This is a genomic window from Macrococcus equi (genome assembly GCF_047426745.1).
GTDB classification, from domain to species: Bacteria; Bacillota; Bacilli; order Staphylococcales; family Staphylococcaceae; genus Macrococcoides; species Macrococcoides equi.
Window position 1 is genome coordinate 1,449,718 of the sequence record NZ_CP179732.1, and the last position, 14,727, is coordinate 1,464,444.

Here is a 14,727-nt window from a genome sequence, read left to right on the forward strand (position 1 = left end):
AAGTATTAAGAAACATAAGTCTACGATTATAACGGTAATATTTTCACTGATTTACCTTAACTTTAATAATATATATGTACATAGCATATTATTTTTACTATTTTTAATGACTGCAATATACAGATTCATTGATTTTCATCATTACTTTCATCGTAATATGGAGCGATTAATGAACGATCCATTTCTTGATTATCCATATGATTTACGTAAAGACGGAAGATATGTGTATCGATTTACGACGATTACTTTTATAACTTTGACATTTATTTTCGGAGCTTTAATGTTCAAATTTCATCTTAAGATTATATTAGTTTTAATCATCGTATTAATCTTCATATCAGTTCTCATCGATAATAAATTCGAAAAGCGCTCAAATTTAAGAGAATTGCTTGAAACAAAGGAAAAAGAGGCAAAATAATTTGCCTCTTTTCTATACATGGGGTTCCAGATGAACGATTGTTTCTATCGCGCCATATGCTTCTTTAATATCATTTTCAATATTTTCTGTGATATCATGACTTTCTGCGACGGTCAGTAACGGGTCAACTGTCACGGTCACATCTATAAAAGTCATAACTCCATGATTTCTTCCTTTAATATCTACCACTGATAATACATCTTTAACGTTTAGCACAATCTTTCTCATTTCATCGAGTGTCTCAGCATCAAACCCATCGGTTAAGGTAATTGCGGTTTCAAAGAAAATTTCTATCGCTGTTTTCATAATTAATAATCCAACAACAATGGCAGCGACGGTATCTAAAAACGGAAGTCCTAAAAATACACCGACAATCCCAATAAATGTTCCAACTGATACTAACGCATCGGATAAGTTATCTGCGGCTGCTGCTTTTAATGCACTAGAATCCACTTTTTTGGCAAGTCTTTTATTATAGAAATAAACGAGTAACATCGCGAGCGCTGAAAGTATCGCAACTACAGCCGTTTCTATAGATGGTGTGGAGAAGTTTTGATGAATATAATTATTAATGCCTTGTAAAATGACTTGCACACTTACTGCAAACATAATGAATGAAGCAATCAGTGAACCGATATATTCCGAACGGTAATGACCATAGTTATGATTTTCATCAGCGGGTTTCATACTAATCGCTAAACCGATGAGTAAGGCAACGGATGATACCACATCTGTTGCATTGTTCAATCCGTCAGCAACAAGTGCCTGTGATCCATTGATATAACCAAATAGAAGCTTTAATGTCGTCAGTAACACATACATAATAATACTAACTTTAGCCCCTTGCTGAGCTTTAGCGAGTTGATCTTTGACTTGCATTATATTCATCCTCTCAATTAATCATGTCTTATTATTATCAATTAAAATATTCGAAATTACTAGTATCGCTGTTTAAAAAATACTATTCATAATAGTTTGATTCTTTGAAATCATTGGCCTCAAATAGTTTCAACTATTGAAGAGAAATGAACAATTTACAATCGCTGATAAATATTTTATAATTATTGTAATAGTCAGAAAATTCAAAACAAAGGAGAGAGCACATGAAACTTAAGGGGAATATGACAGTCAGAATTGTGATTGCTTTAGTTGCAGGTATTGCTATCGGTTCTATATTTAATTTATTTCAAGATACTGAGTGGGTAAAATGGACGAATCAGTATATTTTCAATGTTATCGGGCAAGTATTCTTAAATCTAATTTTTATGCTAGTCGTTCCGGTTGTATTTGTTTCTATTGTATTAGGGGTTTTAGGTGTAGGTGATCCTAAACACCTAGGGTCAATTGGTCTAAAAACAATTACTTTCTTTCTTATTACAACAGCGCTGGCGATTACACTTGCTATGGTACTTGCATTAGTTTTTAAACCAGGTACAGGCAAGGGTGATTTATTAAATAGTGATGAAGTTAAGACCTATGAAGTTGAGCAAAAGAAAAAAGCTGCTGCTGCTAAAGAAGAAGGCACATCTGCAAATCAATCATTTGATCAAACATTGATTAATTTAGTTCCTAAAAATCCAGTACTTGCGATGAGCGAAACTAATATGTTGCAGGTAATAACATTTGCGATTTTCATCGGTATCGGCATGATTGCGCTCAGAGAGAAAGTATCAGCAGTTAAAGTATTATTTGAACAGAGCAATGAAATACTTATGTTTATAGTTACAGCAATTATGCAGTATTTTGCTCCGATTGGTACTTTTGGCTTGGTAGCTACTGCATTTACGAACGCAGGATTTGGTGCTATTAAGCAATTAGGAATGTATTTTTTTGTAGTATTACTGGCACTTTTATTACATATGATTTTAGTTTATGGTGGTGCTATAACTTTCCTTGCCAGAAGAAATCCGGTTTGGTTCTTTAAAGGATTCGCACCTGCTATGACAGTCGGATTTAGTTCATCAAGTTCAAATGCGACTTTACCAATATCATTAGAGTGTGCGCAGGATAACCTGGAAGTGCGTAAAGAAATTTCATCATTTGTACAACCTTTAGGTGCTACTATAAATATGGATGGTACAGCAATTATGCAGGGTGTTGCTACAATTTTTATCGCACAAATATCAGGTGTAGATTTAACAGTTGGACAAATGGTAACAGTAGTTGTAGTTGCTGTAGTGGCTTCAGTAGGAACAGCGGGTGTACCTGGTGCTGGTCTAGTGATGCTTGCAATGGTACTTACTTCAGTCGGACTTAATCCAGCGGCTATCGGTATAATTCTAGGAATAGATAGATTATTAGATATGACAAGAACAGCTGTCAATATTTCAGGAGATGCAGCATGTGCAGTAGTCATTTCAGAACAAGAAAAACGTTACTTATCAAAAAATGGTACGAAAATTACGTAATTGTGACAGATAAATAAATTAATTTTAAAAAAGAGGATACTTTTTAAAGGTTTCCTCTTTTAATTTTTTGTAAATTATATTAAGATGGTAAAGTCACTTTAGATGAATGTGTATTATTTCAACTTATATTTTAAAGCATTTATGACATAAATTAATCATTAGAAAGAAAGGTCGTATAACAATGGATAAACAGCAGTTCACAGATTTATTACAAACAAAATTTAAAATGGTGCGTATCGAAGCGGGATATACACAAGACACAATGGCTCAAACGATTGGCTTATCAAAGAAGACTTTAGTTCAAATTGAGAAAGAGCGTGTTTTACCAAACTGGACGACTTGTGTTTCTTTGTGTGCTTTATTTAGAGATTCAGAAGTGTTACAAAACACTTTAGGAGGCGACCCATTAGAAGTAATTCAAGTGATTTCTCGTGGTGCATGTGCTTATCCTGATGCTGATAACAAAAATGAATTATGGTGGACAACGATTGAATCAGATCGTGATATCGTATTACAACAAAATAAGATTTCTAATCTTTACCGTGTGTTAGATGGTTCAACGCAACCTTTATATGGATCAAATAAAGCACGTGAAGCAGAGATGTTCTTTAATAAGAAGAAAAGCGAAAACTTAGTAACAGTTTAATATCTTTGTATCCTTTAAACAAACGCAGCTTTGCGTTTGTTTTTTTGGTTTAGAGGTATTAAACTAATAACTATTAAATATAAAGAGGTGGCATATTGAACGCATTATTTGTCGTATTATTTATGGGGCTGATTGGGGCCTTAATCGGAGGATTTACAAACTATATTGCAATAAAGATGTTATTCAGACCGTTTGAACCGAAGTTTCTTTTCGGTAAACAACTACCATTTACACCTGGGTTAATTCCAAAGCGCAGAAATGAATTATCTTTAAAAATGGGTGAGATGGTTACCCAACATTTACTGACGCCAGAAGTATTTAAAGAAAAGTTAATGACACCTCAAACAGAAGGGTTTATTAAAGATTTTGTAGTACGTCAAGTTCAGACAATAAAGACCGGGGAATATTCAGTAGATGATTTTGCCAAGCGATTTAATATTGATGTTACAGCACTGGGTAACGATAAATTACGTCTTCAACTTTCTCAAGTGATTGATGATACAGTCATTGCCCGTATTGATGAACCGATAGAAACACTTTTACCGATGGACTTACGAACTAAACTGGATACACAGGTTAACCAATTATCTCAGATGATTATGGTTAAACTACGTGATTATGTTAATTCAGAAAAAGGTTATAACGACATCATGATGATGATTGATCGTTTCTTCATGGAAAAGGGTCGTTTAGTAAGTATGATTCAAATGTTCATGACAAAAGAAATGATAGCAGATCGAGTAATTAAAGAATTTAACGCATTAAGCAGAGAAGAGAAGCTGAACAATATTATAGAAACAGAAGTACAACGTGAATATCATGCTCTTTTAATGAAACAGCCTTCACAGTTTATAAAAGAGAATGAAGTAAATCAAATAAAAGAAAATTTAATTGAACAGATTATTACTCAAGTTAATCTTGAGCACTATACGAAAACACCCCTTGTACAACTTGCACCAAAAGCTTTTGATTACTTAGAAGGTACAGGCAGTGATCGATTTGTACATTACGCGATTACCAAGACATCTGATAATATTGCTGATATTTTAGAAAAAGTTCATATTGCAGAAATTGTTAAACAGCAAATAGATAATTTTGAACTCGCATTTCTTGAGCAACTCGTCATTGAAATATCAAATAAAGAATTAAAGATGATTACATTTTTAGGATTTCTGTTAGGTGGTATTATCGGTCTCGTGCAAGGTATAATCGCACTCTTTGTATAACAGAAGTGATTTATGGTATATTGTTTAAGAACAATTAAATTATATGTAAAATTAAAGGAGAATGATTATGTCTGTAAATATTTATGATGAAGCTAACCGTTTAGAAAGTGCGTTACGTCAAAGTGACGAATATAATGCGATTAAAGAACATTATTCAGCGGTAAATAACAACCCTGAATCAAAGAAAATCTTTGATGATTTCAGAAAGATTCAATTAAACTTACAAGAAAAACAAATGTCAGGTCAAGAAATTACTGAAGATGATTTAAATGCTGCACAATCTACTGCAGAATTAATCGAAAAAGATGAAAACATTTCTAAATTAATGGAAGCTGAACAAAAAATGAGCTTTATGATTCAGGAAATTAACCGTGTCATCATGAAACCACTTGAAGATTTATATGGTGTTCAAACTGAACAAACACCTGAAGCTTAATTGATAATTTATAAGCTTTACAGTACAATAATTAAATAATTATTCAAATAAACAAAAAGTATTTACTTTTTGTTTATTTTTTTGTGAGGGATATCATGAAGTTTTATTTACAGCATGAACAATTTGAAACAATTAATTTATATATCAAAAATATTATTAATCTATATTTTGAGGAGAGTTATTTGTTTGAAGGATCAGGTGAACAGCAGATAACAGTTGATATCGATCAAACAAATAATACGACAGTGAAGACGACATTAACGATTGAAAATGAAACGTATACGCGTATTGCTAAAAGAGAAGGCACATCAAAACGAGATATGAAACAGGCGTTAGGTGAAACTTTAATCGAAATACTTTCGTCGCATACGGGTGTGATACAGAGCTGGGGGACGCTTACTGGTATTCGACCGACGAAGCTTTATCATAAATATTACAAACAAGGATTATCTCATGAAGCAATCAGTGAAATTTTATCAAGAGATTATTTAATTGCACAGGAGAAATTAGATTTAATGCGTGATATTGTTCATACACAGCTTCAGGCGATTCCAGATCTTTATTCGCTGCAGGATGAGGTAAGTATTTATATCGGTATCCCATTTTGTCCGACAAAATGTGCGTATTGTACATTTCCTGCGTATGCGATACGCGTTTTTAAGGCGCAAGTTCCAGAGTTTCTAGTAGGATTAATTTACGAGATTCAGCAAACAGCAGCATGGTTAAAAGAAAATAATATCAAGGTAACTTCTATTTATTTTGGGGGTGGTACCCCGACTTCTATTGAAGCTCAGGATTTAGCTTTACTACTTGAGACGGTTTATACCTCATTTGATATGTCACATGTTAGAGAAGTTACAGTAGAGGCTGGACGTCCAGATACAATCGATACTGAAACCCTCGATGTATTAAACAAATATAATATCGACCGTATCAGCATCAATCCGCAAAGCTTTACGGATCGTACTTTAAAAGCGATTGGTCGTCACCATACAGTACAGGAAACGATTGATAAGTTTAATTTATCTCGTAAACATCATATGCAAAATATTAATATGGACTTAATAATTGGTTTGCCGAATGAAACACGCGTTGAAGTTGAGCATTCACTCAAAGAAACAAAAAAATTAAATCCTGAATCATTGACGGTTCATACACTAAGCTTTAAAACGGCCAGTGAAATGACACGTAATAAAGAGAAGTACCCAGTTGCTGCGCGTGATGAAATTGTACATATGATGAATATGACAAGAACATTTGCAGCAGAAAATAATTACATTCCGTATTATTTGTATCGTCAGAAAAATATATTAGGGAATCTCGAAAATATAGGTTATTCTAAAGCGGATGAAGCATCGCTATATAATATTCTTATTATGGAAGAAGTTCAGACAATTATTGGTCTCGGTTGTGGGGCTTCAAGTAAATTAATCCACCCGATTACTGGAAAAATTGAAAACTTCCTTAATCCTAAAGACCCAAAATCATATAACGACAGCTATGAAAGTTATACACAAAAAAAATTAGAAAAATTAAATCACTGTTATCAATAGAGTTCGGGAATTAATATCCCGAACTCATTTTTCATAGGGTCAACCTAACATTTTCAAAGATTTTAATGTAAAATATGAGATAACAATAAAAGTGAGGAATTGTTTATGATTAAATTTATCCACTGCTCAGATTTATATTTAGATGAACCTTTTGATTTAAAGAGTCAATTACCAGAACATATTATGCAGGATGTTTATCGTGCAACATTTGAAAGCTTCACAAATTTAGTGAATGATGCAATAGATATGAAAGTAGATTTTATTCTCATCAGTGGTAATCTTTTTTCTGAAGTAAATAGAAATATTCGTGCTGATAAACTCATTGAACAACAATTTGAAAGATTAAATAAAGCACATATCTTTGTCTACTATATTGCTGGTACATCAGACTATCTTTCGAAACGATCGTATATTAAATTGCCATCTAACGTTGTAGTATTTGCTGAAGATGTACAATCCTATGAGTTGATTACGGCGAATGGCAAGCGTGTATTTATACATGGTTTCAGTTATAAAGACAAGGACACGTATGAAAATAAACTCGATAACTATCCGATTAATGAAGTTGACGAATCTATTCATATCGGTATGTTACATGGGATTCACCATAGACTTGAAGGCTATCAGGCCACTGAATTCAGAATGGAAGATTTAAATCGTAAGTTATATCACTACTGGGCATTAGGACATTATCCTTATAAAAAACGTTTAAGTGACATGCCAGAAATCCATTATCCTGGTAAAATGCAGGGGACGAATTTTTCTGATACAGGACATAAAGGATACCTGCTTGTTGAAGGAGATCATACTGATTTAGAGATCAAATTTATTCCAACAGAACATATTCGTTTTGAACGTGTGAAGCTTACATTAAATGAATTAGGTAAACATGCGATATATCAAGATATTACTGATTTCAAAAATAAGGTAAGACATTTAGGTAAAAGTATTTACCGACTTAAATTAATCAATCCATCTGAGACGTTAGTTGATGAACGAATGATTCGAAATATACTCAAACAAGTCCAAATGTATGAATCGAATGAATCACAATTCGTCTGGATCGATGATATTGAATTGGATCAACTGAATGAAGTGCATACACTTGCCAATGAATTTAATTCAGAACATCTGGAAAATAAAGAGATATTTGATCAGGCGTGTAAGCCGATTCATCATTCAAGTGTAGAACGCTATGCAGAGGCAATACATTATGAAGATCATTTATCTATGCTCAATCACGGAGAATCCAGATTAAAGTTAATGATGAGGGATGAATCATGAAGATAAAATCACTTGAAATATACGGGTACGGGAGATTACAACATCGTAAATTTGATTTTACATCTGATTTTGTTCAGATTTATGGTGAAAATGAATCAGGTAAATCAACGATGCAGGCATTTATCCATGCCTTATTATTTGGTTTTCCTAAAGAAGGAGAATATGAACCAAGGTTAGAACCAAGATTTGCACCACAATATGGTGGAAAGATGTTGCTTGCTCTAAATACAGGTGAGGAAGTAAGTATAGAGCGTACTTATGTTCACAGAAAAGAAGAGGTAACGATTTTACTGGATGGTAAACCTAAAGATACTGCCTGGCTGAATCAACTGTTCAATCATTTAACGAAAGATACTTATAAAAGTATCTTTTCATTTGATGTATTAGGTTTACAGGAAGTACATCGTAAGTTAACGGAAGATAAACTACAAGCTTATCTGTTGCAGGCAGGCGCATTTGGAAGTACAGAGTTCACACAGATGACTGAACACATTAAGAATGAAAAGGTACGACTATATAATGATGATGCAACGGGTGAGATTAATCAGGCAACTGAACAATTACAGTCTATCGAATCATTAATTAGACAGAAGGATCATCAGTTTGAAGAGTACGATAAACTGGTGAATGAACAGGATAAATTAAAACGTGAATCTGATGAAATAAAGACACATCTAAAAGAATTAAATACGATATTAAAGCGTAAACAGCGAGAAATTGATTACCATGATCATGCGAAGCAATGGAAAGCACTTGAACATCAATTAAATATCATACCACCAACATTTCCTGAACAAGGTATTGTGAGGTACGAAGCATTAAAAAAACAGCAGCAACAAGTAAGTAGAGATCTTCAATTACGCAAAGAAAAGTTATCACAGCTTTCAACACATAATGCATCAATTCATTTATTAAATGATGATATTATCGATAAGACAAATGATGTGTTAAAGCAGGAACAAATATATAGAAATCATCAGTCTGATCTATCACATCTAACGAAGACGATTGATCAATTGACGAAAGAACAACAAATGATGATGCAGGATTTAGGATGGACATCATATCAACCTATTGAAGTTGATCGTATGATGAATGAAAAGGTTAGTATTGCAATTAATCAGCTGGAAAAAGATACACTTGAAAAAGCTCAAATTGAACGTGAAGTTAATTTTGTTAAAGATGCTATTGCTAAAAAAGAGCAGGCGGTTAATGAATTAGATAAAGTAAAAGTGCACGATCAACGCTTTGAAAAAGCTGAACAACTTGAGAAAAATAAAGTTGATTTACTTGATAAAACAAAGTTATATGAAAAGATGAAACAGGAAACTGAAGTGTTTGAAGCATCTCAACTGAAAAAATATCAATATCAGCAGTTATTTATCGGAATATTACTCGCTTTATTTATTGGCGGTGCTATCTATACATACTTGTTACCGCAATATATTTTACTAGCGATATTTGCCGTACTAGCAGTCCTTGCACTTGTTATTCTGTTCATCAATAAAAAGCCTGATCTGGAGTTCAATCAGGCATTGCAGCAGGATGTAGATGAGTTAACGCTCAAAGTAAGTGATTTACAATCCAACTTTGATCTATCTTTTGATCTGGATGAGCAACGTCAAATTAGACAGCGCATGCGTGAACGTAAAAATGAAGTAATACGTGAGAAAAATCGTTTGAACGAACTTTCTAAAAATCTTGAGATCATCAATAAAAGTATTGCTGCTTCTACAACTGAGTTGGAAAAAGTAAAAGAAAAGTTAAAATTGCCAAAAGCTTATATTGTAAATCGTTTATCATTAGCGATAAAGCAAATTAATAAGATTAATCATCTGGAGCAGGAAATGGCTCTACTCCGTGATAAACAACAAAGTATCAACACAGAACTCACGCACTTTGATACACAGGTAAAGGCATTGAATCAATTAGTTCCGATTGATTTAAATATTAATAGCCTATTCCATGATTTAAAAACAATGCAGACCAATGATGAGAAAAAGAAATTTCAACTGACTAAAAATAATGATCAGATCGCATTACTTAATAAAGAAACGAATATTATGCAGGAACTACTTGAACAGATTAATCATGAATTAGAGACACTATTTGAGGAAGCACAAGTCGATGATGAATCTGCGTATTATGAACGTGAAAAAGTATATAATAAATATCACGACGACTTAAAACAATTTGATACAGTAGGGCGTCTGCTTGAAAATCAAGGTTTCTCTTATGAAGATAATACAGAGTTAAGTTATGTCACTTTAATTGATTTAACCACTCAATATAATGCAATAACTGCACATATTGAGGAGCTTACAACGAATAGCAGTCAAATTAAAGAAAGACTTATCGCCATTCAAGAGCAACTCGATTTGATTGCAGCGGACGATAGTCTGTCAAAATTAAACTATGAATTACAAATCAAAAAGAACCAACTGAATGATTTGATCAAAGATTTCACGGCTGTGAATTACATTGAAACATTGATAGATGCGCATATTGAAAGCGTTAAAGAAAAAAGATTACCGTTTGTTATTCAGGATGCAACTGAAATCTTTAAATATTTAACGGAAGAGCGCTATATGAATGTGCTGTATAAAGACAATCATCTGATTGTCAAAGCAAGCGACGGTCAAATCTATCATCCGACAGAATTATCACAGTCAACAAAGGAAATACTCTATATTGCATTAAGACTTAGCTTAATCCAATCATTAAAGAAATATTATCCATTCCCGATTATAATAGACGACGCATTTGTACATTTTGATAGAATTAGACGAGAACGTATCTTAGAATATATGATGCAACTTAAATCTAACCAAATTATTTATTATACATGTAATAGATCGACAGTTGTTGCTAATAAAAATACCATTACACTAGAAAGAATAAATAAGGAGGTTAAAAAATGAGAACCATCGAAACATTGAAACCAGGGGCATCCGTAGATAATTACTTTTTGATCCATAAAGCAATTCAGGGTGTAACCGGGCAAGGTAAGCCGTATTTAACGTTATATCTTAAAGATAAAAGCGGGGACTTAGAAGCGAAAGTGTGGACGGTCACTGAAGAAGATATCAAAACATTATCACCAGAAACACTCGTTAGAATAAAAGGTGACGTCATTGATTACCGTGGAAGAATTCAAATGAAAGTTAATCAGTTTAGAGTCGTGACACCAGAAGATGGGGTGAAACTGGAAAACTTTCTGGAATCAGCACCTATAAGTGAAGATGATATGATGAATGAGCTGATGGATTATTTACTTGAAATAGAGAATGCGAAATTACAACGTGTGACAAGACTATTGCTGAAAAAATACCAAAATGAATTTATGACATTCCCAGCAGCAAGTAGTAACCATCATAATTTTGTATCAGGATTGTTATATCATGTATTAACAATGTTAAAACAAGCAAAAGCATTATGTGACATTTATCCAAGCTTAAATAAAAGTTTGTTATATGCCGGTATTATTCTGCATGATCTAGGAAAAGTAAAAGAATTATCAGGGCCCGTTGCGACAAGTTATACAGTAGAGGGGAACCTGTTAGGACACATCTCTATTATGAGTGATGAAGTGGCAAGTGTTGCACGTGAACATAATATTGATGGTGAAGAAATTATGCTGTTAAGACACTTAATATTAAGCCATCACGGGAAATATGAATATGGCTCTCCGAAATTGCCAATGGTGAAAGAAGCTGAAATATTAAATTTCATTGATAATATCGATGCCAGAATGCAGATGTTTGATAAGCATATGAAAAAAGTAGAAAAAGGACAATTCTCTGAACGTATCTTCGCATTGGAAAATAGACAATTCTATAAACCGATGAATCTCGAATAGAGGCTGTCGAATTTGCGTTTAGCTCTAAGCAAAATAAGAAAATCCACAAAAAATCGCACTTTGATTTCTGTGAATTTTTGAAGTTTACTAGGCGACAGCATTGAAGACGCCGTTTCCAAAAGAGGCTGTTTGCTATGAGTTCCAAATAAAACCCCCGCATGAAATGTTAATTCATTCGGGGGTTTATATTATTTACCAGCTTCAGAAGTTTGAGCTGCTAAGATTTGATCATCGATAATTTTCTTAATATCTTTATCTTTGTAATCAACATCGTATTCTTTTAATAATTTTTTATAAGCATCTACCATAATTTTAGGATCTTTTTGAATTTTAGTTTGACGTACTTTGTCTTCTAAGTTTTTCTTTTCTTTATCAAAGTCATCTTGTTTATCTGCTAAGATAATATGATAACCAAAGTCTGTTTTAACTAATCCAGAAAGTTCGCCTTCTTTTAATTTAAATAATGCTTTTTCAAATGGTTCAACAGTTTGTCCTTTAACAACATATCCTAATGAACCACCATTCGCTTTAGAACCAGTATCTCCTGATTCTTTTTTAGCGATTTTAGCGAAGTCTTTTTTATTTTTCTTAACTTGCTCAAGAATTTTTTGTGCTTTAGCTTTAGCTGCCGCATCACTTAATCCATCTTTATTGTTTTCAGATTTAACCTGAATTAAAATGTGTGATGCTTTTTTAACGTTATCTTTAATATCTTTATCTGTTACTTTAACGGTTTCATCTAATAATTTCTTACGATACTCGTCGTTTACACGTGTATCTTTATATTTTTCAACAGTCATACCTGGTTGTTGCTGTTGAAGGATTTGCAGGAATTGTTTTTCTCCGCCGTATTTCTTAATTTCATCATCTACTGATTTTTTAATTTTATCTGCATCTACGTCTTTACCGTATTTATCTTTTAAGATATCTCCCAGTAAGATTTGAAATGCAGTGTTAGCTACTTCATTTTTTCCCATTTCATCAATTACATTTTTAGTTGTTACATCTCCTGCTTTTGAAGAGATTAAAGCTTCACCATCATTTCCACAAGCAGTTAATCCTAATACAGATACTGATAATGCTGCTGGAAGGATGATTTTTTTTAGTTTAGTCATACGTATTCTCCTTTTCTCTTACAAATTCTGTTCTAATATATCATAAGACAGAATTAAAATACAATTTATCGTATGTTGCATTCATGAAAATTTGAAGAAAACTCATGTTTCGTTAATATTTCAAAGCCGTATTTTCGTTCTTCTATATACGAACCCTTAGGCGTGTTAATGATATATTTCAAATAAATAAAATCAATAAAGGACATTCCCATATTGATTGAGAAGATAAATAGAAAGTAATGCGCATATTGCTGAAATAATACCGCACCGCTTAATGTTATAATTGTAATGATAAGAAACGGTAATATAAGTGATAATCCAAACACAGTTTTGTGAATAGGATGATTAATTCTAATGTTATATAAAGAGAAATACTTCGCTTTATTTGTTTTCTGTAAAAGCATTGATTTTGTGTCGTGCATAAATGGTATCATATGCAAACATTTGTGAAGTGGGTAAAGTATAATGCAAGCTGCAATAAAAATAATAAAATACTGATCTGAGAAATGCTTACCAAATACACTAGAAAAAATTTCAAAACTTACGATAAAAACTAAGATTGAAATCAGAGCAGAAATGAGCATAATTCGTTGCAGTCCGTATGTCGCACGAATATTAAAATTTTTATTACATAAGTACATGGCAATTCTCCTATCGGTCAATTTACCTAGCAATTATGCATTATCAGTTTCGTTTTCGTCAAGTAAAACTTTTAACAGTTCATCGTGACTTTCATCAAGATGCTTGATGAAGTCATCACCATAGATTTGAGCTACGATATATTTTAGTTCAGTGAAGGTCGGTAACGCATGCATAATATTATTATATTTGCTGGCAGCATCATAAATTCGATCATCTGCTTCTTTATAGCCATGATAAGTTTCATATAATAATTCTTTACCTTTTTCAGTAAGTTCAAGGTATGTATTTCGTTTATCGTATTCACTTTTCGGCATTGTTAAGTAACCGCGTTTTTCTAAATTCTTTGCAAAGTTAAACACAGTTGAAACATGCATTACACCATATTGACTTACTTGAGAAATGGTAGCTTTCTCTAAGTTTCTGATAATAATTAGAATATGATGTTCATTAATATTTAAATCATAAGGCTTAATCCAGTTTTGCCAGTCTTTTTCTACTGTTTTCCATAAAGCTTTACTTAATTGAGAAACTTTATGTGTAAAAAGCATTTGTTCAATTATTTCCTTTTCACGCTTCATAACGCATGCCTTCCTTTCACATGTTGTAAAATATATTTCCGATCATTTCTACATAAAAAAAGTATGATGATGTCATCATACTTTACTATAGGATAATAATATTTTACCATAATACAATTGGTAGACAAGATATTTTTCTGAATTTTTAAATATATCTTTTAAATATATTTTTATAGACGAAACTATTTTTTTGACAATGTATCCATAACTTCTGTCTTACGGTTATTTAGGTTTTCGATGTTACCTTTTAAGTTATCGATATTCGGTTGAATATCTGATTTGTAATGGTTGACCATTTCTTTGATTTCATCTGTCATTGACTTCATAACTTCCTGCGTTGCATCTTTAGTTTTAAAGACAGAGTCTTTAACTTCGTTTGCTTCAATTTTAAGTTGATTCACCTGTGCTTTAGTGTCGTATGCTGTTGATTTAAAGTTTTGTTGTAATTCTTTACCTGACTTAGGGGCATTGAGTATAGCAGTTGCTGCACCTGCTGCAACGCCTACACCAAATCCTAATATAATGCGTGATAATTTCATATTGTTATCCTCCTAAATTTTCT

The 14,727-nt window shown here is 32.6% G+C and carries 14 protein-coding genes; 9 read left to right on the forward strand and 5 right to left on the reverse strand.

All coding sequences use genetic code 11. The annotated features are described in order from the left end of the window. Positions 1-169 precede the first annotated feature (169 nt). Entirely contained in the window at positions 170-418 is a 249-nt protein-coding gene (locus ACMGE6_RS07600; protein ID WP_414045896.1) for a hypothetical protein, read from the forward strand. Positions 419-430: 12 nt separating this feature from the next. Here the strand turns inward: ACMGE6_RS07600 and ACMGE6_RS07605 are convergent, their stop codons facing one another. Beyond that, a complete protein-coding gene (locus ACMGE6_RS07605) occupies positions 431-1,297 on the reverse strand; it encodes a cation diffusion facilitator family transporter (RefSeq protein WP_414047087.1) in 867 nt (288 codons plus the stop codon). A gap of 224 nt (positions 1,298-1,521) precedes the next feature. Here ACMGE6_RS07605 and ACMGE6_RS07610 point away from each other — a divergent pair, with 224 nt between their 5' ends. The 8 genes from ACMGE6_RS07610 to yhaM all read left to right on the forward strand — a co-directional run bounded on the left by ACMGE6_RS07610 (position 1,522) and on the right by yhaM (position 11,830). Next, positions 1,522-2,826: a dicarboxylate/amino acid:cation symporter gene (locus ACMGE6_RS07610; protein WP_414053322.1), complete on the forward strand. Its 1,305-nt coding sequence runs from the start codon at positions 1,522-1,524 to the stop codon at positions 2,824-2,826. 181 nt (positions 2,827-3,007) lie between these two features. Then, a complete protein-coding gene (locus ACMGE6_RS07615; protein ID WP_414045899.1) occupies positions 3,008-3,472 on the forward strand; it encodes an XRE family transcriptional regulator XdrA in 465 nt (154 codons plus the stop codon). Positions 3,473-3,567: 95 nt separating this feature from the next. After that, entirely contained in the window at positions 3,568-4,698 is a 1,131-nt protein-coding gene (locus tag ACMGE6_RS07620; protein ID WP_414053323.1) for a DUF445 domain-containing protein, read from the forward strand. Between the two features lie 67 nt (positions 4,699-4,765). Continuing rightward, positions 4,766-5,134: a YlbF family regulator gene (locus ACMGE6_RS07625; protein ID WP_414053324.1), complete on the forward strand. Its 369-nt coding sequence runs from the start codon at positions 4,766-4,768 to the stop codon at positions 5,132-5,134. Positions 5,135-5,229: 95 nt separating this feature from the next. Further along, positions 5,230-6,687, forward strand: a complete 1,458-nt coding sequence (locus ACMGE6_RS07630) for a coproporphyrinogen III oxidase (RefSeq protein ID WP_414053325.1) — start codon at positions 5,230-5,232, stop codon at positions 6,685-6,687. Between the two features lie 105 nt (positions 6,688-6,792). Beyond that, a complete protein-coding gene (locus tag ACMGE6_RS07635; RefSeq protein ID WP_414053326.1) occupies positions 6,793-7,971 on the forward strand; it encodes a metallophosphoesterase family protein in 1,179 nt (392 codons plus the stop codon). Continuing rightward, positions 7,968-10,892, forward strand: a complete 2,925-nt coding sequence (locus ACMGE6_RS07640) for an ATP-binding protein (protein WP_414053327.1) — start codon at positions 7,968-7,970, stop codon at positions 10,890-10,892. The genes ACMGE6_RS07635 and ACMGE6_RS07640 overlap by 4 nt, the downstream gene beginning before the upstream one ends. Beyond that, entirely contained in the window at positions 10,889-11,830 is a 942-nt protein-coding gene (gene yhaM / locus ACMGE6_RS07645; protein ID WP_414047083.1) for a 3'-5' exoribonuclease YhaM, read from the forward strand. Before ACMGE6_RS07640 ends, yhaM begins: the two co-directional genes overlap by 4 nt. Positions 11,831-12,018: 188 nt before the next feature. Here yhaM and ACMGE6_RS07650 read toward each other — a convergent pair whose 3' ends face one another. From ACMGE6_RS07650 to ACMGE6_RS07665, 4 genes are all read right to left on the reverse strand, one after another. Beyond that, entirely contained in the window at positions 12,019-12,945 is a 927-nt protein-coding gene (locus ACMGE6_RS07650; RefSeq protein WP_414053328.1) for a peptidylprolyl isomerase, read from the reverse strand. 65 nt (positions 12,946-13,010) lie between these two features. Further along, positions 13,011-13,586, reverse strand: a complete 576-nt coding sequence (locus ACMGE6_RS07655; protein ID WP_414053329.1) for a DUF3267 domain-containing protein — start codon at positions 13,584-13,586, stop codon at positions 13,011-13,013. A 33-nt stretch (positions 13,587-13,619) separates the two neighbouring features. After that, positions 13,620-14,165 (reverse strand): HTH-type transcriptional regulator Hpr, encoded by a 546-nt coding sequence (locus ACMGE6_RS07660; protein WP_414053330.1) that lies wholly within the window; start codon positions 14,163-14,165, stop codon positions 13,620-13,622. 182 nt (positions 14,166-14,347) lie between these two features. After that, the gene (locus ACMGE6_RS07665) at positions 14,348-14,704 is read right to left on the reverse strand and encodes a YtxH domain-containing protein (protein ID WP_414053331.1); all 357 of its coding nucleotides are present in this window, start codon (positions 14,702-14,704) and stop codon (positions 14,348-14,350) included. Positions 14,705-14,727 lie beyond the last annotated feature (23 nt).